This is a genomic window from Sphingopyxis sp. LK2115 (genome assembly GCF_014595975.1).
In the GTDB taxonomy this organism is placed as follows: domain Bacteria; phylum Pseudomonadota; class Alphaproteobacteria; order Sphingomonadales; family Sphingomonadaceae; genus Sphingopyxis.
Genome location: NZ_JABWGQ010000035.1, coordinates 62,029 through 84,190 on the forward strand (window position 1 = coordinate 62,029; position 22,162 = coordinate 84,190).

The window sequence follows — 22,162 nt, forward strand, 5'->3', positions numbered from 1 at the left end:
GGGTCAAATCTCCGGAAGCTGGATGGTCGCAACGGCCTGGGCCGAAATCCCCTCGCGACGGCCGGTGAAACCCAGCCGCTCGGTCGTTGTCGCCTTCACACTAACCCGTCCGGCCGGAATCGCAAGGATTTCGGCAATGCGGTTGCGAATGGCGACGCGGTGCGGGCCGATCCGCGGCGCTTCGGCGATGATCGTGAGATCGAGGTGGCCGATCCGCCCGCCCTTCGCCGCCACGCGCTCGCCGGCAAAGGACAGGAAGCGGTGCGACGCGGCACCGCGCCATTGCGGGTCGCTCGGCGGAAAATGGTCGCCGATGTCGCCATCGCCCAGCGCGCCCAAGATCGCGTCGGTCAGCGCATGCAGCGCGACGTCGGCATCGCTATGGCCTTCAAGTCCATGACTATGCTCGATTTCTATCCCGCCGATCCACAGCGTCTTGCCCGCGACCAGACGGTGAACATCATAGCCCATGCCGACGGCGGTTCGCATCATGTCGCTTGTCCCCAGCAGCCCACGCAGGATCGCCATATCGTCGGCATATGTCAGTTTGTGGAGGCGCGCATCGCCTTCGACCATCGCCACCGTGACGCCAAGGCTGCGGACGAGCTGCGCATCGTCACTCGCCGCCGCGCCCGAGGCTTTGGCGTGCGCGCGCCGCAAGGTGCCGAGCCGAAAGGCCTGCGGCGTCTGGACGCGCGCCAGCCGGTCGCGCGCGACGACATCGCCCGCCTCGCCATCCGCCGCCTCGACCAGCGTATCGGGAACCGGCAGAACGGGGATCGCCGCTTCGGCCCGATCCAGCGCTGCGAGCAGCCGGTCGATAACGGCGGCGTCGACTCCGGGGCGCGCGGCGTCATGGACGAGCACCATCATCTCGTCCGGCAAATCGGACAGCGCGGTCAGCGCATTGGCCACCGATTGCTGTCGATCGGGGCCGGGATCGGCTGAAATCCAGCCTTCGGGCAAAGGTTGCACCGCCGCCATGACGTCATGATTGGCCACCAGGACGCCGTCCGAAACGCCTTGATAATCGGCCAGGGCGTCGAGACTCCAGCGCAGCACCGGCCTGCCGCCAAGCATTTCGAGCTGCTTTGGCCGCGCAAAGCCTGCACGCGCTCCGCGGCCGCCCGCAAGCAGGATCGCGGCGACGCGGCGGGGGTGCGGGGCAGGGGACTCGGACATGGTGCGCGCCGGTTAGCGCAGCCGCGCCTTGCGGGAAAGCGGCTAAGCGTGTAGGGCCTGCTCAATTTTTAGGCAATGCAAACGAAAGCATCCCCCATGGCGCCGCTGCGGCCCATCCAGATCGGCAACATCACCATCGCGGATCCGGTGATCCTCGCGCCGATGACGGGCGTCACCGACCTGCCGTTCCGCAAGCTGGTGCGTTCTTATGGTTCGGGGCTGAACGTCACCGAAATGATCGCCAGCCAGGCGGCGATCCGCGAAACGCGCCAGTCGATCCAGAAAGCGGCGTGGGATCCGGTCGAGGAACCGGTGTCGATGCAGCTCGTCGGCTGCACCCCCTATGAAATGGGCGAAGCGGCCAAGCTCAACGAGGATCGCGGCGCGGCGATCATCGACATCAACATGGGCTGCCCGGTGCGCAAGGTTACCAATGGCGACGCCGGATCGGCGCTGATGCGCGATTTGAAGCTTGCCGCCGCGCTGATCGAATCCTGCGTGAAAGCCGTTTCGGTGCCGGTGACGGTGAAGATGCGCATGGGCTGGTGCCACGACAGCCTCAATGCCCCCGAACTCGCGCATATCGCCGAGGATCTGGGGGCGAAGATGGTCACCGTCCACGGTCGCACGCGCAACCAGATGTATCGCGGCGAAGCCGACTGGGCCTTTGTGCGCCGGGTCAAGGACGCGGTGTCGATCCCGGTAATTGTCAACGGCGACATCTGCTCGGCCGACGATGCGCGCACTGCGCTGGCGCAAAGCGGCGCCGACGGCGTGATGATCGGCCGCGGCGCTTATGGCCGCCCGTGGCTGCTGGAGCAGGTGATGGCGGCGCTGCGCGGCGAGGGTGAGCGGCCCGACCCCGGCCTCGACGAACAATATCACGTCATTACTTCGCATTACCGGGCGATGATCGACCATTATGGCGAAACCACCGGGGTTAATATGGCGCGCAAGCATCTTGGCTGGTATGTCAAGGGCCTGCCGGGCTCGGCGGAGTTCCGCAACAAGGTCAACCAGATCCCGGACAGCAAAGGCGTTCTCGACGCGCTCGACGCCTTTTACGGCCCGCATCTGACACGGGCGGCGGCGTGACGACGCCCACCTCGAGCATCCCAAGCTTTGACCATCACGAGCTGATCCAGTCGCATCCCGTGCCGACGTTGCTGATCGACAGCAGCGGGGTTGTGCTCTTCGTCAATGCCGCCGCCGAGCAGCTCTGCAACGTCAGCCGGACGGCGATGGTCGGGCGCGTCATCTATGACGTCATCCAGATGGACCGCAGCTATCGCCAGCGGATGAACGATGCCGCCATGTCGGCGCTTTTCGCGCACCGGACCGAAATTACGCTCGGCGGCCGCAAGTCGGTTTTCGTCGACATGCAGATGGTGCCCTATGGCCAGGGCGGCCACCGCATCCTCGCGCTGGTGCCCTCGCAAAGCGATACCGAACTGATGGGCGGCGCGATCGGGCGGTCGAGCCGCGCCGCGGGGGCAGCGGCAACGATGCTGGCGCACGAGATCAAGAATCCGCTCGCCGGCATCAAGGGCGCGGCGCAATTGCTTGCCCGCAAGACCGACAGCGGAGGCGAGCGCTTCACGACGCTGATTTGCGCCGAGGTCGACCGCATCGCGACGCTGATTGACCAGATGGAGCATTTTTCGCGGGGACAGCCGATCCTGTGCGAACCGATCAACCTGTACCAGCCGATTCATCAGGCGATGGAAACCGCGCGTGCGCGCCAGTTTCCGGGCGTTCGCTTCGCAGAGGATTTCGACCCGTCGCTGCCGCTCGTCCACGGCAACCATGACGCCATGGTGCAGATATTGCTCAACCTCGTGACCAACGGCTGCGAAGCGCTGGCGGGGCGCGACGATGGCGTGGTGCGGATCGCAACTGCCTATCGTCACGGCCTGTCGATCGACAATGGCGACGGGCGCGGACGCATCGCGCTGCCGATCGAACTCAGCGTGAGCGACAATGGCCCCGGCGTCCCCGCGGACATTCGCGGCGATTTGTTCGACCCATTTGTGACGACGAAGCGCGACGGCAGGGGCCTTGGCCTGGCGCTCGTTGCCAAACTCGCGCGCGACATGGGCGGGACGGTGCAGCATATGCGCGATGGCGACTGGACGCGCTTTCGTGTCCACCTGCCCGTTGCGCAGGCAAAGGGACAGGGATGAGCGAAGGCAAGACGATCCTGCTGGTCGAAGATGATCCGGCGATCGCGATGATCATCCGCGAAACGCTCGATGACGAATGCGGCCTTCTCGCGTCGGTCGGCAGCATCGCCGAACGCAACGCGTGGCTCGCGGGCCATCGCCCGGACCTCATCATCACCGACGTCGTGCTGCCTGACGGCGATGGCATAGACTCGCTCGCGCATGCCGGTGTCGATCCCGCGACGCCGGTGATCGTGCTGTCGGCGCAGAACACGCTCGATACCGCGGTGCGTGCGACGGGTATCGGCAGCTATGACTATTTGCCCAAGCCGTTCGACCTCGACGAGCTGACCAGCAGCGTTCGCGCCGCGTTGCAACGGCGCGTCGAACCGGCGGCGAGCGACGCCAACCCGCCCGCCGACAGCCACGGCCTCGTCGGCCGCGCGCCCGCAATGCAGGCCGTCTACCGCACGATCGCGCGGCTCGCGACCAACGACCTCGCGGTGCTGATCCTCGGCGAATCGGGGACGGGCAAGGAAGTCGTCGCGCGCGCCATTCACGCCACTGGGCTGCGCCGCGCCGGACCTTTTGTCGCGATCAACATGGCCGCCATTCCGCGCGAATTGATCGAGGCCGAGCTGTTCGGCCACGAAAAAGGCGCCTTCACCGGCGCGCACAGCCGCAACGCGGGACGCTTTGAACAGGCCGCAGGCGGCACCCTGTTTCTCGACGAGATTGGCGACATGCCCCTCGAGGCGCAAACGCGGCTGCTGCGCGTGCTTCAGAGCAATGAATATTCGACCGTCGGTGGCAGCCAGCCGCTGCGCGCCGACGTCCGCGTCATCGCTGCGACGCATCGTGACATGCGCGCGCTTGTCGCCGACGGCCGCTTTCGCGAGGATCTCTTCTACCGGCTCAACGTCATCCCCGTGACCCTGCCGCCGCTGCGCGACCGCCGCAGCGACATCGCCGCTCTCGTGCGCCATTTTGTCGAGGTCGGGCGCGGATCGGGGCTGCCCGACCGTCAGTTCGCGCCCGAAGCGATGCAATGGCTTGAACGCCACGACTGGCCGGGGAATGTCCGCGAACTTGGCAATGTGGTGCAGCGGCTTGCAGTGCTGTCACGCGACACCGTCGTCACCGCGCGCGAGGTCGAAATGGTGCTGCGCGACAACAGCGAAAGCGGCGGCCTGGTCGATCCCGCAGCGCGGATCGCACGCGCGATCGACGATTGGGCGCGCGAAAAAATGGCCAGCCCCGATCTGGAAAGCGACATTCACGGGCAACTCGAAGCCATCGTCGAGACTGCCCTGTTCCGGCGCGTGATGCGTGATGCGCAGGGCAACCAGCTCGAAGCCGCCCGGCGGCTCGGCATCAACCGCAATACGCTGCGCAAACGACTGGCCCAATTGGAAATCAATCCCTTGCGCCCCTGAAAGCTGCCAGGCCTGCGTCAAATGGCATGGCCGGCGCGATTGTGTGTTCTCTATGCAACAGGAATGTCGTATTGCAGCAACAATGACGTTGGCCGCTGCCCCGACTTTCGACATGGATTCAGACGGACAGGACGTGCGCGCGGGCATCTGGCGTTTCGGCGTGCCCGAATATTATGCGCTTGCCGCGATGGTGAGCATTGCGATTGCCACCTATATTTTTGTGACCGGCGATGCGCAAAGCGATCGACTGCTGACACCCGCGCTCGTCGCCGCGATCATGGTCGCCAATCTGGTTCCGGCGATGGCGCTGATCGTGCTGATCGGCAGCCGCGTTGCGCGCGCGCGCGCGACCAGTTCGATGGCAGGCGGCAACGGCCGCCTGCACGTCCGCCTGGTCGCGCTCTTCTCGTTGATCGCCGCAGCGCCGACGATGCTCGTCGTGATCTTCGCGTCCTTGCTCTTCCAGTTCGGCGTCGATTTCTGGTTCTCGGACCGATCGCGCGGGATGTTCGAGAATGCGGCGAGCCTCGCCGAGGGCTATTATCAGGAAAACCAGCGCGAGGTCGGCGCGAACACCATCGCAATGGCCAAGGATCTGGGCAATTTTCTGGATAAAGTGCCGCCCGACGATCCCGATTTCTCGAGCTATTATTTCCAGCAGGTCGTCGTCCGGAACCTCAATGAATCGGCGGTGATCGAGATCGGCGCCGACGGCGTCGCGCGGACGGCCGCGGGGGTCGACCCCGACAATCGTGCCGCCCAGAACCGTTTGCAGCCCGAGATGATCAAGCGGCTCGATGCCGGCGAAGATGTCGTCGTCGTCCGCCGCTCGGACCGGATCGAGGCGGCGACCAAGCTGCCGGGGGCGCAGCGTGCCTATGTCTATGCCTCGCGCGATTTCAACGTGCCGGGCTTCCAGCAGTCGGTGCGCGCCGGCACCGTGCTCGCCGATTACAACGCGCTCTTCCAGCGTTCGCAGCTGCTCCAGCTCCAGTTCAACGGCGCGCTTTACCTCGGCGCTTTGCTGCTGCTCGCGCTTGCGGTGATCGCGGCGATTGTCGTCGCCGACCGGATCGTTCGGCCGCTGGGAACGCTGATTGGCGCAACGCGCACCGCGGCGGGCGGCGATCTTTCGGTCCGCGTGACACCGCCGGAGCGCGATGACGAGATTTCGGTGCTGACACGCGCCTTTAACCGGATGACCGAACAACTCGAAGGGCAGACGCGCGCGCTCGTTCACGCCAATGAGCAACTCGAAACGCGGCGCAGCTTTATCGAGGCGGTGCTGAGCGGCGTGTCATCGGCGGTTGTGTCGGTCGATACCGACCGCCGCATCCTGCTTGCCAACGCCGCGGCGGAAAGGCTGGTCGCCTGCCCGGCCGACGAGCTCACGGGACTTCTGCTGGACGACGTCGCGCCTGAACTGTCGCAGCTGCTGACGGGGAAAGAGCGCGAGGCGATCGTCCAGCTGGCGCGCAAGGACAGCGAACCGGCGACGCTCGCGGCCAAGGCGGTGGCGCAAGGTGACGGTTTTGTCCTCAGTTTCGAGGATATTACGCAGCAATTGCTCGACCAGCGCCGCGCCGCCTGGTCCGACGTCGCGCGCCGCATCGCGCACGAGATCAAGAACCCGCTCACCCCGATCCAGCTCGCCGCCGAGCGCCTGCAACGCCGCTTCGGCGACAAGGTCGAGGGCGATCAGGCGACCTTCCGCAAGCTCACCGACACGGTGATCCGCCAGGTTCACGACATGCGCCGCATGGTCGACGAGTTTTCCAGCTTCGCGCGGATGCCCAAGCCGACCTTCGGGGTCGAGGATGTGCGCGACATTCTGCGCCAGGCGGTGTTTCTGTTCGAGGTGGCAAAACCCGACATTGCCTTTGCCGTCAAGACGCCGACCGAGATCGAACCGCTGGTGTGCGACCGCCGCCTGCTGTCGCAAGCGATAACGAATATTATCAAGAATGCTGTCGAAGCAATTGAGGAAAAGCAAAAAGATTCCGACGAAATCGCGGCCGGAACCATTGGCGTCGAACTGGAAACCCACGCGCATGACGCAGTCGTCATCCGCATCACCGACGACGGCATCGGGTTGCCCGAAGCGCGCGAGGCGATCGCCGAACCCTATATGACGACGCGGCAGGGCGGGACCGGGCTTGGCCTCGCGATCGTCAAGAAGATCGTCGAACAGCATTATGGCGAACTGGAGTTTTCGGACAATCCATTGGGGCAAGGCACGTGCGTCACCCTGACGCTGCATCCCGACCGGCTGCGGCCGCTGGCGGGGCAGGGCGACGACAATATGCTTGGTCGGCGTGAGACCGTTCCGGGACGCATCCGCAACCGACAGGATAAAGAAGACCATGGCGCTTGATATTCTGATCGTCGACGACGAACGCGACATCTGCGACCTCGTGGCCGGGGTCATGGAGGATGAAGGTTATGAGGCGCGCACCGCCTCCGACAGCGATTCGGCGCTCGAAGCCATCCGCCAGCGGCGCCCCTCGCTGGCGCTGATCGACGTCTGGCTCCAGGGTTCGCGACTCGACGGGCTGGGGCTGGTCGAAGCGATCAAGGCGTTCGATCCGACATTGCCGATCATCGTGATTTCGGGGCACGGCGGGCTCGACACCGCGGTCGCCGCGATCCGCCGCGGCGCGTTCGATTTTATCGAAAAGCCGTTTGAAGCCTCGCGCCTGCTCCACCTCGTCGCGCGCGCCACCGAAAATGAGCGGTTGAAGTTCGAATATGAACAGCTTCGTGAAAAGGCCGGACCGGCGGAAGAGCTGACCGGCAACAGCGCGGCGATCAATAACGTCCGCGCAACGCTGAAGCGCGTCGCCGGAACGGGAAGCCGCGTCCTCATCACCGGGGCGCCCGGCGTCGGCAAGGAAGTCGCCGCACGCGTCCTTCACGGTTGGAGCGGGCGCCACAACGCGCCCTTCCGGGTGATTTCGTCGGCGCGCATGGACCCGGAAACGGTCGAGCTGGAGCTTTTCGGAGCCGAGGCCGAGGACGGTTCGATCCGCGTCGGCCTGCTCGAACAGGCGCACGGCGGCACATTGTTTCTCGACGAAGTTGCCGACATGCCGCTCACGACGCAGGGAAAGATATTGCGCGTGCTGACCGACCAGAGCTTTACGCGGGTCGGCGGGCGGACGATGATCCGCGTCGATGTGCGGATCATTTCGGGCTCGGCGCGCGACCTGACCGTGGAGATTGCCGAGGGACGCTTTCGCGAGGATCTTTATTACCGGCTCAACGTTGTGCCGGTGCACATCCCGTCGCTGCGCGAACGGCGCGACGACATCGCCAGCCTGTGCGATCATTTCGTGCGACGCTATGCCGCCGATCGCCGCGTGCCTCCGCCCCAGATCAGCGCCGAGGCGATGGCCGCGCTGCAGGCGCACGACTGGCCCGGCAATGTGCGCGAGCTGCGCAATGTCGTGGAACGGGTGATGATATTGACGCCAAGCGACCGGCTGGCGCGCATCGACGCCGACATGCTGCCCGCCGAACTGGTTCGCGGGGGAACCGACATTTTGCCCAATTCGGAGTCGATCACCGCCATTCCGCTCAAGGAAGCGCGCGAACATTTCGAGCGCGAATATCTGCGGATTCAGATCAACCGCTTTTCGGGCAACATCTCGCGCACTGCGAGCTTCATCGGCATGGAGCGTTCGGCGCTGCACCGCAAACTGAAACTTTTGGGGCTTACCGAAAGTTCAGACAAGGAAAGCCCGGCTTAGCGCTGGACGATGCGGACGCTTTGCCGCATATTGCGAGCAAGAAGAATATGTTGAATGCCGGAATACCGGCGCCAAACCCGCGGTTTCACCGCCAAGAACAGGAGGCAAATGTGTCCGATAAAAACCAGAATCTTCAGGATATTTTCCTCAACGCCCTCCGCAAGAGCAAAACCCCCGTCACGATGTTTCTTGTGAAGGGGGTCAAGCTTCAGGGCATCATCACCTGGTTCGACAATTTCTCGCTGCTGCTGCGCCGCGACGGCCAGTCGCAGCTGGTGTACAAACATGCGATCTCGACCGTCATGCCCTCGCATGATTTCGACCTGTCGCTGCTCGGCGGCAATCTGCGCGACGCGCCGCCCAGCAAGGGCAAGGCGTTGCAGGACGTGTTCCTGAACGCGGTTCGACGGTCGGACGAATCGGTGACAATGTTCCTCGTCAACGGCGTGATGCTGCAGGGTGATATCGTTGCGTTCGATTTGTTCTGCATGTTGCTTGAACGCGAACGGCAGGTGCAGCTTGTTTACAAGCACGCCATTTCGACGGTCCAGCCGAACGGTCCGATCAATCTGACCGACAGTCACGACGAAGCGGACGACAGCTGATCGACCCGATTGCCGACAGCGAAGACGAGTTTACGCGCGGCGCCGCCGCGATGATTATCGTGCCCGAATGGCATAGCCAGCGCCTTGCCCGCGACCTTGACGCGCGCGCCGAGGAGGCAAAAGGTCTTGCGCTGGCGATCGGTCTGAACGTCGTGGCGGTCCATATGCTCCGGTTGCGCCAGACGCGTGCCGCGACGCTGCTCGGCGTCGGCCAGATCGAAGCGATCGAACCCGACATCGCGGCAAAAGGCATCCAGCTGGTTGTGGTCGATGCCGCCCTGACGGCGATCCAGCAACGCAACCTTGAAACCGCCTTCGGCACCAAGGTGATCGACCGCACGGGCCTGATCCTGGAAATCTTTGGCGAGCGTGCGGCGACGGCCGAAGGACGGTTGCAGGTCGAACTCGCGCATCTCGACTATCAGGCGGGACGGCTTGTGCGTAGCTGGACGCACCTTGAGCGGCAGCGCGGCGGCTTCGGCTTTCTGGGCGGCCCTGGCGAAACCCAGATCGAGGCTGACCGCCGGATGATCCGGGGACGGATGGCGCGCATTCGTCGCAGCCTGGAGGACGCGCGCCGCACGCGGCAGCTCCAGCGTTCCAAGCGTCAACGCGCGCCGTGGCCGGTGATCGCGCTCGTCGGATATACCAATGCCGGAAAATCGACTTTCTTCAACCGCCTGACGGGAAGTGACGTCATGGCGGAAGATATGCTTTTCGCAACGCTCGACCCCACGATGCGCGAAATCCGCTTGCCCGGTATCGACAAGGCGATCCTGTCCGACACGGTCGGCTTTGTGTCGGACCTGCCGACCGAGTTGGTCGCGGCATTCCGCGCGACGCTGGAGGAGGTCACGACCGCCGACCTGATCGTCCATGTCCGCGACATCGTGCATCCCGACACCGAAGCACAGTACGACGATGTGCGCGCGATCCTCGACTCGCTGGGCGTCAACGGGCCGCAGGATGAGGAGAGCGACGGGGCTGCGAGCGCAGTTCCGCAGATCGAGATATGGAACAAGATCGACATGGCCGACGCCGATCGCCGCGCCGCTATGGAAGCGATGGCGGCGCGGCGCAGCGACGTCGCGATCATATCCGCAGTGACGGGCGAGGGGGTTGAAGCGGCGCGTTTGCTCATGGCCTCGCAATTGACCGCGCGGCACCAGGTTCAGCAAATCTACCTCGGTTATGAACAGGGCGACGCGATGGCATGGCTGCACGCGCGCGGCGAAGTGCTTGCCGATGAACCCAGGGGCGAGGGGCATGTGCTGACGGTCCGGCTCGATCCCGCCGACCGCGCGCGTTTTGACCGGCTATGGCCGCCTAGCCAGCCTCCGACGCCTTGACCGCCTGCCAATGCGCTTCCTGCGTGTCGAGCGACAGGCCGCTCAGAGTGCCGCCTGCGCGTTCTTCCATCGCGGCAAAACGGCGCGCGAATTTCAGATTGGCGTCGCGGAGCGCGCTTTCGGCGTCGACCCCCAGCTTGCGGGCATAGTTGACGACGGCAAACAACAGGTCGCCGATCTCTTCGTGGCGCGCGGCGGGATCTTTCGCCTCGGCAACCTCGGCCAGTTCCTCGGCCACCTTGTCGCGCGGACCATTGCTGTCGGGCCAGTCAAATCCGACGCGCGCGGCCCGGCCCTGAAGTTTCTGGGCGCGCAGCAGCGCGGGCAGCGAAAGCGCGACGCCCGCCAGCGCGCCTTGATGGCCGTTTTCGGACCGCTCGTCGGCCTTGATCGCCTCCCATTGCCGCCGCACGTCGCCGGTCGCGGCGCCGCCAAAAATGTGCGGATGGCGTCGTTCCATCTTGTCGCTGATCGCACTGGCGACATCGTCGAAATCGAACAAGCCGTCATCGGCCGCAATCTGGGCGTGAAAAACCACCTGAAGCAGCAGATCGCCCAGCTCATCGCGGATCGCCGCGGGATCGCCGCCGACAATGGCGTCGGCAACCTCATAGGCCTCTTCGATCGTATAGGGCGCGATCGTCGCAAAGCTTTGCGCCAGATCCCATTCGCAGCCGCCGTCCGGGTTGCGCAGTTGCCGCATGATGGCGAGGAGCCGGTCGATGGGGGCCGGGGACACAGTGTTTGTCATCGTTATCGCATCGCTTATGCTGGGACAGGCACGCCAGCACCAGGCGGCCATAGGGGAAGCGCCGCGATCCGCACCGCAACCGGATGCCGATGACAGCGCCGCGCCCGCCATAGCGCAACGGCCCGCCATCTCAAGCAATTTGGCGGGGAAATGACGCGCTGCTCAGCCCGCGGGAGCGGTGATCTGTCCCGAACAGGCCCGCTCGGCAAGCGCGACTGCGGCGCCTGCCAGAATAAGGGTGGGCGCCGAGCCCGCGAGCGATTGCGTCGCAAGGCCGAGCAGGTCCAGCCGCGTGGCCAGTCGCTGTTCATCGGGCAGGCTTGCGTTGCAGGCGACAAGCACCGGCGTGTCGCCCCGCATCCCGGCCGCCATCAAACCCTTGGCAATGGCCCCCGCCGCTTCGCGACCCATGTAGAAAGCAAGCGTCGACCCGCCACGCGCCAACGAGTCCCAGTCGAGATCTAGCGCCGCGCCGCGGCGACTGTGTGCGGTGAGGAAGCGGATGTCGCGCGCGACTCCGCGCAGCGAGAGCGACATGCCGGCTGACGCCGCAACGGCGCTGGCCGTCGTGATTCCAGGGCAGACGCGCACCCGAAAGCCGGCCCGTTCGATCGCGGCGATTTCCTCGGTCGCGCGACCGAAGATCATCGGATCACCGCCCTTCAGTCGGACCACGCGCTTACCCGCATGTGCAGCGCTTACCAGCAGGGCGTCGATCGTGCCCTGATCCTTTGAGTGACGACCCGACCGCTTGCCGACGCTGACACGCTCGGCACGATCAGGAATCAAGGCCAGAACGCCCCTGCCGACCAAGGCATCATAAAAGACAATATCGGCGCGCTCGATCAGCCGCACCGCCTTCATCGTGAGCAGTTCGGGGTCGCCGGGACCGGCGCCGACAAGCCACACCGATCCGGCCGGAAAATCGTCAGGCGGCATTGCTTTTCTCCTCTGACAGGATTCGGGCGAGAGCGGGGCGGCACGAACCGCAGTTGGTGCCTGCGCCGAGCGCGCCGCCGATGGCCGCCAGGTCGGCGAGCTTCTGGTCGCGGATGGCGGCGATGATGCTTTTCATTCCGATGCCAAAGCAGACGCAGATGGTCGGCCCGTTGTCCGCCTGCATTCCGGGTGCGCGTCCCGCAAGCAGCGTCGGCGCGACGTCGGGGGCCACGAGCTGAGCGATGAGCCAGTCGCGTCCAGGTAACGCGCCCTTTTCCGTCACAAAGAGCGCGCCTGCGAGGCGGCCGTTCACGATCACCGCGATGCGTTTCATGCCCCGTCCGGCGTCCTGCGCCTCGATGCGCTCGCCCTTTGGAAGCAGCGCCTCGATTCTTTTCAGGTCGCCGTTCCCGGCGACTTCCCACAGCACCCCCGACGGCACGGCGACGCGCGTCGCCCACAGGCAGCGCGGCGCCTCGGGCAGATCGCGGGCAAGGATCAGGAATCCGCGCCACCGCGGGTTGACCGGGACGATCGACGCAGGCGTGCGCTTGAAACCCGGCTGGCCCGACACCGGATCAACGAGCGGGCGGGACAGAAGGCCGGTACGCCCGCCGTTCGCTGTGCGGTCGGTCCAGTGGATTGGCACGAACAGTTCGCCGATGCGTTGGCCGCTATGGAATGCGACCCGGTACAGGCTCTCGCCCTGCGGGGTTTCGACGCGGGCGAGGCCGCCGTCGGCGAGGCCGAGGCGCGCGCCATCGTCGGGGTGGACCTCGACGAGCGGTTCCTCGCGGTGGCGCGCCAGCTTCGGGGCAAGGCCGGTGCGCGTCATCGTATGCCACTGGTCGCGATACCGTCCGGTGTTGAGCGTCAGCGGCCATCGGTCAAGCGGTTCGGGAAGGGGCTTCTGCGTAACGGGGACAAGGCGCGCGCGGCCGTCGTCGGTCGAAAAGCGCCCGTCGGCAAAGACTTGGTCGCCGCCCCAGCGAAAAGGCTGCATTGCGTCATAGGCGGCGTTGCCGCCGAGCGCGGCGCCACGCAGCGCGAAAAGGCGCGCGCCATCATTGCCGTAACTCGACAGGCGGCAATGTTCCCGCCAGATGTCGGCGGGGCGGTCATAGGCAAAGGCATTTTTCCATCCCATTCGCCGCGCGACTTCCTTGATGATCCACCAGTCGGGCATTGCTTCGCCTGGGAGCGCAAAGAGCGCGCGCTGGCGGCTGACTGTGCGGTCCGAATTGGTGACGGTGCCGTCCTTTTCGCCCCATGCGGCGGCGGGCAGGCGGACATGCGCAAAGGCGCCGGTATCGGTCCTTTCGATCACGTCGCTGACGACGACGAAGGGGCAGGCGCCCAGCGCGTCGCGAATGCGGTTCGCGTCGGGCATCGACACTGCCGGGTTGGTCGCCATCACCCACAGCGCCTTGATCCGGCCTTCGCCGATCGCACGGAACATATCGACAGCCTTAAGGCCCGGCTTTTCGGCAATCGTTGGCGCGGCCCAGAAGCGCCGGACGCGGGCGCAGTTTTCAGGCGTGAAATCCATGTGCGCGGCGAGCGTCGAGGCAAGCCCGCCGACCTCGCGCCCGCCCATCGCATTGGGCTGGCCGGTGATCGAAAAGGGAGCGGCGCCGGGTTTGCCGATGCGGCCTGTCGCAAGATGGACGTTGAGGATCGCATTGACCTGGTCGGTGCCGCTCGTTGACTGGTTGATCCCCTGGCTGAACAGGGTGACTGTGCGCGGCGTCGCCGCGAACAGATCATAGAAATGCCTGAGGTCGGCAGCGGACACATCGCAGATGCGCGCGACCGACCACAGGTCATTCCCCTCTCCAAGCCTGTTCCAGAAATCATCGGGCGCGGCGACATGCGCAGCGAGATAATCGTCATCAACGGCCCCTGCTTCGCGGCAGTGCGCGAGCAGCCCGTTCATCAGCGCGACGTCGCTTCCCGGTCGGATGCCCAAGTGAAGATCGGCTTCGTCCGCGGTCTCGGTGCGGCGCGGGTCGATGACGACCAGTCTGGCGCCAGCCTCGCAGCGCGCGCGGATGCGCTGATAGACGACCGGATGGCACCAGGCGGTGTTCGACCCGACGAGCACGAACAGGTCGGCGGCGTCCAGATCCTTGTAGGTTGCGGGCACGACATCCTCGCCAAAGGCGCGCACATGCCCCGCGACCGCGCTCGACATGCAGAGGCGCGAATTGGTGTCGATGTTCGCGGTGCCGATGAAACCCTTCACCAGCTTGTTCGCGACATAATAATCCTCGGTGAGCAATTGCCCCGATACATAAAAGGCCACGCTGCCGGCGCCGTGCCGTGCGATCGTCTCCTTGAACCGCCGGGCGACAAGGTCGAGCGCCTTGTCCCAGCTTGCGCGTTTATTACCGATCATCGGATGGAGCAGGCGGCCTTCAAGTCCGACCGTTTCGCCGAGGTGCGTCCCTTTCGAGCAGAGCTTGCCGTGGTTGGCGGGATGGTCGGGATCGCCCGCTATCTCCACGCTTCGTTCACCCGTTACCGTCGCACGGATTCCGCATCCGACGCCGCAATAGGCGCAGGTGGTCTTTATAGCCCTTTCCGCTTGGGGGGCGTGCCGGGTCGGGAGAGGGGACGGGGGCATGTTCAACCGCCGTTCCCCTGTGCGCTCAAGGGGGGAAGGGGTTTCACGCGGCCGCCTTCAACGTGCTGGCGCGACAGATCAGCACGCGCCCGCCGTCGACCTTGACCGGCACCGTCGGCGTGCAGCCCTTGTCCTCGCCCAGCGCCTCTCCGGTCGACAGGCTGATCCGCCAGTTGTGCAGCGGACAGGCGACCGCGCCGCCGTGCACGATGCCTTGCGACAGGCGACCATGCTTGTGCGGGCAGCGGTCTAGGAGGGCGAAGATTTTGCCATCGGCGGTGCGGAACACCGCGATGTCGTCGCCGCCGGCGACCTGCACGGTGCGGCTGCCACGCACGGGAATCTGGTCGACCCAGCCGATGTCGAGCCATTCGGCGGCGGTGGTCATGCAAGTGCCTCCTGCGGGATGAAGCGCGCCATTGGCGCATGATGTTCGGCCTCGGCGCCCCCGGCGCGCTGCGCCCAGGGGTCGTCTTGCGAAAAGCTTTGCGAATAGAGGAAGCGCGCGCGCAGCGCTTCGCGGCCCGCCGAATCGTCGAGCAGCCTTGCCTTGACATAGTCGAGGCCGACGCGCTCGATCCACGGCGCGGTGCGTTCGAGATAGCGCGCCTCTTCGCGGTAGAGCTGAATGAAGGCAGCGCAATAATCGAGCGCTTCCTGTTTGGTCGCGACCTTGCAGAGCAGATCGGTCGCGCGGACGTGAATGCCGCCATTGCCGCCGACGTGCAGTTCGTAGCCCGAATCGACGCAGACGACGCCGAAATCCTTGATCGTCGCCTCGGCGCAGTTGCGCGGGCAGCCCGACACCGCGATCTTGAACTTGTGCGGCATCCAGCTGCCCCAGCTCATCCGCTCAATCTTGACGCCCAGCCCGGTCGAATCCTGCGTGCCGAAGCGGCACCATTCCGACCCGACACAGGTTTTCACGGTGCGCAGCGCCTTGCCATAGGCGTGTCCCGACACCATTCCCGCCGCGTTCAGATCGGCCCAGACTGCGGGCAGATCCTCTTTCTTGATCCCGAAAATGTCGAGCCGCTGGCCGCCGGTGACCTTGACCATCGGCGCATTATATTTTTCGACGACGTCGGCGATGGCGCGCAGCTCTTTGGGGTTGGTCAGCCCGCCCCACATGCGCGGGACGACCGAATAGGTGCCGTCCTTCTGGATATTGGCGTGAAGCCGCTCGTTGACGAAACGGCTCTGCTGGTCGTCGACATATTCTCCGGGCAACGCGCAGAGCAGATAGTAGTTGAGCGCCGGACGGCACGACGAGCAGCCATCGGGGGTCGCCCAGTGCAGCTTCTGCATCACTTCGGGAATCGAACGCATATTTTGCGCGACGATTTCCCGCCGAACGTCGTCGTGGCCAAAGCTGGTGCATTTGCACATGGTCTTCGGACCCGATTGCACATCGTCGCCAAGCGTCAGCGCCAGCAGGGTTTCGACGAGGCCGGTGCAACTGCCGCAGCTTGCCGACGCCTTGCACGTGCCGCGCACGGCGTCGAGGCTGTGCGCGCCCTTGGCGATGCACGAGATGACCTGACCCTTGGAAATGCCGTTGCAGCCGCAGATTTCCGCATCGTCGGAAAGCGCCGCAACGGCCGCCTTAGGGTCCGCCTGCCCACCCCCGGAGGCGAAGGCCTGGCCAAAGATCAGCACATCGCGAAGCCCGGACACATCGTCCTGTTTTTTGAGCAGGTCGAAATACCAGCTGCCGTCGGCGGTATCGCCGTAGAGGACGGCGCCGACGATGCGGTCGTGCTTGAGCACCACGCGTTTGTAGATACCCCGCGCCGCATCGCGCAACACAATGTCCTCGCACCCGTCGCCGCCCGAAAAATCGCCCGCGGAAAAGACGTCGATCCCCGACACCTTGAGCTTGGTCGAGGTCACCGAGCCGCGGTAGCCCGATGGTTTCTCGACGAGGCCGTCGGCAAGACTGCGGCACATGTCCCACAGCGGCGCGACGAGGCCATATACCTGCCCGTCATGCTCGACGCATTCGCCGACCGCGAGGATGTCGGGATCGCTGGTCACCATATGGTCGTCGACCTGAACGCCGCGCCCGACGGCCAGCCCCGCGTCGCGCGCGAGCGCGGTTGACGGACGGATGCCGACCGCCATCACGACCAGGTCGGCGGGAATCAGCGTCCCGTCTTTCAGCCTCACGCCCTCGACCTTGCCGTCGCCGACGATCTCCGCGGTGTCGGCGCCGGTCAGGATGGTCTGGCCGCGCGCCTCCAGCGCCTGCTTCAGAAGCCAGCCCGCCGCTTCGTCGAGCTGGCGTTCCATCAGCGTCGGCATCAGGTGGATGACGGTGACCCTCATGCCCCGCAGGCTCAGGCCGTGCGCGGCCTCAAGGCCGAGCAGGCCGCCGCCGATCACCACCGCGTTTCCGCCTTTCTCGGCGGCGCTCAACATCGTGCCGACATCGTCCATGTCGCGAAAGGCGACGACGCCGGGCAGGTCCTTGCCGGGCACGGGAATGATGAAGGGGTCGGAACCGGTCGCGATCAGCAGCTTATGATAGCTTTCGCTGATCCCGCCGCGCGTCGTCACCGTCTTTGCCGCGCGGTCGATCGCGATCACCGGGTCGCCCGCGATCAGTGAAATGCCATTGGACGCATACCAGTCGGCATCGTTGATCACGATGTCGTCGAAGCTTTTTTCGCCCGCAAGCACGGGCGAGAGCATGATGCGATTGTAATTGACGCGCGGCTCGGCGCCGAAAATCGTCACGCGATAGCGTGTGCGATCGCGCGCGAGCAGTTCCTCGACCGCGCGGCACCCGGCCATGCCGTTGCCAATGACGACGAGATGCTCGCGCGTGTCGGTTTCAGCCTTGAGGGGGCGATGTTCCATCAGAGCGTCCAGTCCAGTTGCAGCCAGAGTTTGTCGGTGTCGGTGGCGAAGCTGTCGGCCTTGTAATGGGCGTAGCGCACCGAGCCGGTGAGCTTGCCCAGCTTCGCGCTCGCAAGCAGGTCGATTTCGTCGCCATAGGCGCGCGAGGCGCGGTCGCTGCGGAAAGCATGATAAACCGCCTGCACGGTGACGGCGTTCAACGGTCCCACCGCCTTCCACCCCCAGCCCGCGCTTGCATAGAGGTCGCGCACGCCATCGGGCGGCGTGACGAGAAACTTGTCGGCCCAACCCTGGAACTTGAACCCTGTCGCGAGCGGAGTCTGAAAGCTGGTGAGCGCGGCGCCGTTGCTCGCTCCAAGCATTTCATATCCCGCGCCGATGCGCGGACCGCCAAAATCGACCGCGACGTCGGCAAGATAATAATCGGCGGCATAGTCGTTCGGATTGCGGTGCCAGTCCGACTGGCGCGCATAGGAAAGCTGATAGGCGAGCTTCGCCATTCCCAGCCGCTGTCCGCCGTCGAGCCGGACGCCATAGCTCTGGCTCGACAGGCGAAAAGCCGACACCGCCGCCTCGTCCTGATCGACCAGATAGGCAAAGGCACCGAGCGCGCCGACCGGCGTTTGCACGCTCAGCCTCGCGAATATATTGCCGCCCGATACCGCCTGCTGGCGCGCACCTTTACCATCGATGCCCCAGATCGTCCGTACGCTCCACGCATAGGCGATGTCAGCTTTCACGTCCTTGATGGCGCTGATCTCGGCACGCAGCGCGTCGAAACTCTGGCCGTTCTGGCGAAAGCCGACGCTCCCGACGAACCGTTCGTCGTCGAATCCCAGCCGCTGCCGCCCCGCGGTCACCGCAATGCCGGGTGCGGCATAGCGAAGTTGCGCGCGGGTGAGGGCTATATTCTGGGGGTCGGCCACGATCGGACGGGTTGCGCCGCCGTCGAGGCCGTCGAAATACGCATCGACAATTGCCAGATTGCCTTGCCCTTCGACCAGCGCCGACCAGCGCCCCGCCTTCGCCTCGATCCCGGCACGGACGCGCAGCGTGAGCGCGCCGGCATCGGCGGCAAGGCCGTCCTGATCGACCTGTTCGTAGCGGAGGCGTGCGTCGCCAAGCGGCGCGAGGGTGACGTCGCGGGCGTGCGCGGCCCCGAACGGCGCGAGCGCCAGCAACAGCATGAGGGTGCGGGCCATGTTCAGATCCGCACACCTTCGGCCGCGCCCCAGGTCGCGCGCCACTGGCCCTTGACGAACATCAGCGCGGCAAGCGCGGCGACCGCAAGCGCTGCGAAGATATAGAAGCCCGGCGCAAAGCTGTCGCTCCACTGTTTCGCAAAGCCGAGCGAGGAAGCGAGGTAGAATCCGCCGACGCCGCCCGCCATGCCGACGAGTCCCGTCATCACGCCGATTTCGGTCGCAAAACGCTGCGGCACGAGCTGGAACACCGCGCCGTTGCCGGTGCCGAGCGCGAGCATCGCGATGACGAAAAGGCCGAGCGCGGCGGGCAGGTTCGCTGCCTGCGGCACCCCCGCAAGCGCCAGGGCGGCGACCACAAACACCATCATCAGCGCCCTTACGCCGCCGATCCGGTCGGCCAGCGCGCCGCCCAGCGGGCGCACCAGCGATCCGGCGAAAACGCAGCCGGCGGTGCAATATCCGGCGATCACCGGAGTCAGGCCGAACTGGTCGGTGAAATAAATGGGAAGCGATGCCGCCAGCCCGACAAATCCGCCGAACGTCACCGAATAAAAGGCCATCAGCCACCAGGCGTCGGCGGTCTTGAGCGGCTGAAAATAATCGACCAGCTTTTTGGGGGCAGGGGCGTTCGGCGCGTCCTTTGCCATGATAAGATAGGCGACAAACACGATCGTCAGAGGAATGCAGGCGAGGCCCAGCACGGCGTTCCATCCGAAGGTTACGGCAAGGCCGGGCGCGAACAGCGCGGCGAGCACGGTGCCCGAATTGCCCATGCCGGCAAGCCCCATCGCCTTGCCCTGATGCTCGGGCGGATACCAGCGGCTCGCGAGCGGCAGCGCGATCGCAAAGCTGGCCCCGGCGAAACCCAGCACCACGCCGAGCGCCAGGGTCCCCGCAAAGCTGGTGACGCCCGCCGCCCAGGCAAGAAACAGGCCGGCGATAACGATCACCTGGCTGATCGCCCCCGCACGCTTCGGACCGATACGATCGACGAGCAGCCCGTTCACGACGCGCAGCAGCGCACCCGCGAGCGTCGGCACGGCAACCATCAATCCCTTCTGGGCAGGAGTCAGGCCAAGATCGTGTGAAATTGCCGGCGCGAGCGGACCAAGTATGACCCAGACCATGAAGGCCAGGTCGAAATAGAGAAAGGCCGCAACCAGCGTCGGCCAGTGGCCGCTCGCCCAGAAACTCGTTTTGGGTGCCCTTCCGGCCCCTGCGCCCGCAATCGTCATCGTCCGTCCCCTTCGTGTGACGGGCAATAAAAAAGCCGCCAGGACGGCGGCCACGCGGGCGCATCCTGACGGCTTCATTGCCTGTTGGAGTGCAGGGAAGGCCCCTGCCTGCCGCGCGGGCTACCCCCTCGTTGGAGCAGCGACCGCTTTATCCTGCCCCGGCATCCTTGCCGAGTGCGATTAAACTGCCTGATTCGCGGATCTCCTGCAAGTCGTTATTTCGCAGGTGCAGCATTTATATAGAATCAAGGCAGATCAGCGAGATAAGTTTCGATGTCATCCGGATCAAAGGCGCGGCCGTCGAAAAAGCGGTCAATGCCGAGTGTCAGTCGACCCTGCGTCGAACCCGCGCCGATCGGTTCGCCAAGCCCCCCCTCCAGCTTTGAGCTGGCGCCGGGCAGGGGAGCGCCTGAACCCGCAAGCGCGCTACGATATATGTCGGGTCGAAACACATTTGCTGCCGCATCCGCCTGCACCCGGTCATATGGCATATAGTCCCAGCGAACCATCTGCGAATAGAGCCAGGCCGCCTGACTGCGCCAGGGAAAGTTCGCGGCTTCGCGATACTGAAACATGAAATCGGGATAATGAAGCGGCTCGCCACCTGGAACGACACGGATGCGGTCGGTAATCGCGCGCAACACGGCATCGCGCGGAGCGTCGAGATATTCGCGGCGCGCCAGTATGTCGGCGCTCGCCTCGACCGAGTCGGGCGCAACGAAATGCGCGGCCGCAGCGTGGAGCGCGCGGATCAACGCCTCGACCGCGTCGCGTCGCTCGTCGAGCACCGCCGCGCGCGTTACCAGCACTTTTTCAACGCCGCGCCGCCATATCTGCGCCGTTGCCAGGGCAATATGGCCGACGCCGCGATCGACTGCGATCGAGTTCCACGGTTCGCCGACACAGATACCATCGACTTCGCCCGCGGCGAGCGCGTCGGCGGCGAAGGGGGGGCTTGTCACGACGATTTCGACGTCGACGTCAGGTTGAATACCCACGCCGGCGAGCCAGTATCGCAACATGTAATTGTGGCTCGAATAGCGATGAACCACTCCGAAACGCAGCGGCTTGCCTGTCGCCTTGCGTGCCGCCGCAATCATGCGCAGCGCCGCTCCGACCTCTGTCGGATCGCCGAGCGCGCTGCCAAGCCCCGCCTCGGCGGCAAGCGCGGTTGAAAAGGTCACGGCGTTGCCGTTGAGGCCGAGCACAAACGGCACCGCGAGCGGCAGGGGCGGTCGGTCGCGGCCGAGCGTGGTCGCGATCGCCAACGGCGCAATCATGTGCGCGGCGTCGGTATGGCCATAGAGCAGTCGGTCGCGTACCGTCGCCCACGTCATATCGCGCACCAGCTCGATCTGCACGCCTTCGCGGGCGGCAAAACCCATTTCGTGCGCCAGGATGGGCAATGCGGCGTCGACGAGCGGCAGGAAACCGATGCGGAAACGATCGCTCGTCATTCCATGTCTCCCATCAACGCTTCGCTGGTCACGATCGCCTCGGCAATATCGGAAATCCGGCGGTTGGTCCGCATCGCCTGACCGCGCAGAAGCGCATAGGCCGCCGGCTCGTCGATCTGGCGACGTTTCATCAATATCGCCTTGGCCTTGTCGATGGTGGCGCGTTCGGCCAGTGCGTTCTTCGCTTCATCCAGTTCGCGCTGTAGCCGCGAAAAGGCCTGAAAGCGCCGTATGGCAAGGTCGATCACCGGCTTGACCCGCCGCTTCGACAGGCCATCCACGACATAGGCCGACACTCCGGCGTCGATTGCTGCTCCGGTCGCCTCTGCGTCGCTCTGATCGACGAACATGGCGATCGGCCGCGCAAGGGCGCGCGACATGGCGAAATAATCCTCCAACTGGTCGCGACTGGGGTTTTCAAGATTTATGAGCACCACTTCGGGTTTGGCTGTCTCGATCTGGCGGACAAGGGGACCGGTCGGGTCGATCAGCACCAGGTCGTCGAGACCAGCTTCGCGCAAGCCATCGGAAATGATGGCCGCGCGGGTCATGCTGGTATCGATGATCGCGATCCTCATGCGCGCGCCTTAGAGCCTGATGGAAG

The 22,162-nt window shown here is 65.2% G+C and carries 17 protein-coding genes; 7 read left to right on the forward strand and 10 right to left on the reverse strand.

Annotation, left to right across the window (positions count from 1 at the left end; all coding sequences use genetic code 11):
• Nucleotides 1-3 precede the first annotated feature (3 nt).
• Nucleotides 4-1,182, reverse strand: coding sequence for a bifunctional 2-C-methyl-D-erythritol 4-phosphate cytidylyltransferase/2-C-methyl-D-erythritol 2,4-cyclodiphosphate synthase (locus tag HUW43_RS05570; protein ID WP_188236442.1), 1,179 nt, complete (start codon nucleotides 1,180-1,182; stop codon nucleotides 4-6).
• 96 nt (nucleotides 1,183-1,278) lie between these two features.
• On the opposite strand from HUW43_RS05570, the gene dusB reads away from it, so the two are divergent.
• The 7 genes from dusB to hflX all read left to right on the forward strand — a co-directional run bounded on the left by dusB (nucleotide 1,279) and on the right by hflX (nucleotide 10,483).
• A complete protein-coding gene (gene dusB, locus HUW43_RS05575) occupies nucleotides 1,279-2,277 on the forward strand; it encodes a tRNA dihydrouridine synthase DusB (protein WP_188236443.1) in 999 nt (332 codons plus the stop codon).
• Entirely contained in the window at nucleotides 2,274-3,365 is a 1,092-nt protein-coding gene (locus HUW43_RS05580; protein ID WP_188236444.1) for a two-component system sensor histidine kinase NtrB, read from the forward strand. The genes dusB and HUW43_RS05580 overlap by 4 nt, the downstream gene beginning before the upstream one ends.
• The gene (locus tag HUW43_RS05585) at nucleotides 3,362-4,780 is read left to right on the forward strand and encodes a sigma-54-dependent transcriptional regulator (RefSeq protein WP_188236445.1); all 1,419 of its coding nucleotides are present in this window, start codon (nucleotides 3,362-3,364) and stop codon (nucleotides 4,778-4,780) included. The genes HUW43_RS05580 and HUW43_RS05585 overlap by 4 nt, the downstream gene beginning before the upstream one ends.
• A gap of 82 nt (nucleotides 4,781-4,862) precedes the next feature.
• Complete coding sequence (locus HUW43_RS05590) at nucleotides 4,863-7,154, forward strand: ATP-binding protein (RefSeq protein WP_223181311.1); 2,292 nt, start codon at nucleotides 4,863-4,865, stop codon at nucleotides 7,152-7,154.
• Nucleotides 7,144-8,529: a sigma-54-dependent transcriptional regulator gene (locus HUW43_RS05595; RefSeq protein ID WP_188236447.1), complete on the forward strand. Its 1,386-nt coding sequence runs from the start codon at nucleotides 7,144-7,146 to the stop codon at nucleotides 8,527-8,529. The genes HUW43_RS05590 and HUW43_RS05595 overlap by 11 nt, the downstream gene beginning before the upstream one ends.
• Before the next feature lie 110 nt (nucleotides 8,530-8,639).
• The gene (gene hfq, locus HUW43_RS05600) at nucleotides 8,640-9,134 is read left to right on the forward strand and encodes an RNA chaperone Hfq (protein WP_411157931.1); all 495 of its coding nucleotides are present in this window, start codon (nucleotides 8,640-8,642) and stop codon (nucleotides 9,132-9,134) included.
• Nucleotides 9,135-9,184: 50 nt separating this feature from the next.
• On the forward strand, nucleotides 9,185-10,483 hold the full coding sequence (gene hflX, locus HUW43_RS05605; RefSeq protein WP_188236448.1) for a GTPase HflX: 1,299 nt from the start codon (nucleotides 9,185-9,187) through the stop codon (nucleotides 10,481-10,483).
• On the opposite strand, the gene mazG is transcribed toward hflX, so the two are convergent.
• The 9 genes from mazG to HUW43_RS05650 form a co-directional block, all read right to left on the reverse strand.
• On the reverse strand, nucleotides 10,461-11,234 hold the full coding sequence (gene mazG, locus HUW43_RS05610) for a nucleoside triphosphate pyrophosphohydrolase (RefSeq protein WP_188236449.1): 774 nt from the start codon (nucleotides 11,232-11,234) through the stop codon (nucleotides 10,461-10,463). The genes hflX and mazG overlap by 23 nt on opposite strands.
• 162 nt (nucleotides 11,235-11,396) lie before the next feature.
• Entirely contained in the window at nucleotides 11,397-12,173 is a 777-nt protein-coding gene (gene cobA / locus HUW43_RS05615) for a uroporphyrinogen-III C-methyltransferase (protein ID WP_188236450.1), read from the reverse strand.
• Entirely contained in the window at nucleotides 12,163-14,799 is a 2,637-nt protein-coding gene (locus tag HUW43_RS05620) for a nitrate reductase (protein WP_188236451.1), read from the reverse strand. Before HUW43_RS05620 ends, cobA begins: the two co-directional genes overlap by 11 nt.
• A gap of 43 nt (nucleotides 14,800-14,842) precedes the next feature.
• Nucleotides 14,843-15,187: a nitrite reductase small subunit NirD gene (gene nirD, locus HUW43_RS05625; protein WP_188236452.1), complete on the reverse strand. Its 345-nt coding sequence runs from the start codon at nucleotides 15,185-15,187 to the stop codon at nucleotides 14,843-14,845.
• Nucleotides 15,184-17,661: a nitrite reductase large subunit NirB gene (gene nirB / locus HUW43_RS05630; RefSeq protein ID WP_188236453.1), complete on the reverse strand. Its 2,478-nt coding sequence runs from the start codon at nucleotides 17,659-17,661 to the stop codon at nucleotides 15,184-15,186. Before nirB ends, nirD begins: the two co-directional genes overlap by 4 nt.
• On the reverse strand, nucleotides 17,661-18,863 hold the full coding sequence (locus HUW43_RS05635; RefSeq protein WP_188236454.1) for a hypothetical protein: 1,203 nt from the start codon (nucleotides 18,861-18,863) through the stop codon (nucleotides 17,661-17,663). The genes nirB and HUW43_RS05635 overlap by 1 nt, the downstream gene beginning before the upstream one ends.
• Nucleotides 18,864-18,865: 2 nt before the next feature.
• Nucleotides 18,866-20,101 carry a nitrate/nitrite transporter gene (locus HUW43_RS05640; protein WP_188236455.1) on the reverse strand — a complete coding sequence of 412 codons (1,236 nt, stop codon included), beginning with the start codon at nucleotides 20,099-20,101 and terminating at the stop codon, nucleotides 18,866-18,868.
• 245 nt (nucleotides 20,102-20,346) lie between these two features.
• Complete coding sequence (locus tag HUW43_RS05645) at nucleotides 20,347-21,558, reverse strand: CmpA/NrtA family ABC transporter substrate-binding protein (RefSeq protein WP_188236456.1); 1,212 nt, start codon at nucleotides 21,556-21,558, stop codon at nucleotides 20,347-20,349.
• A complete protein-coding gene (locus HUW43_RS05650) occupies nucleotides 21,555-22,136 on the reverse strand; it encodes an ANTAR domain-containing response regulator (RefSeq protein ID WP_188236457.1) in 582 nt (193 codons plus the stop codon). Before HUW43_RS05650 ends, HUW43_RS05645 begins: the two co-directional genes overlap by 4 nt.
• Between the last annotated feature and the right edge of the window lie 26 nt (nucleotides 22,137-22,162).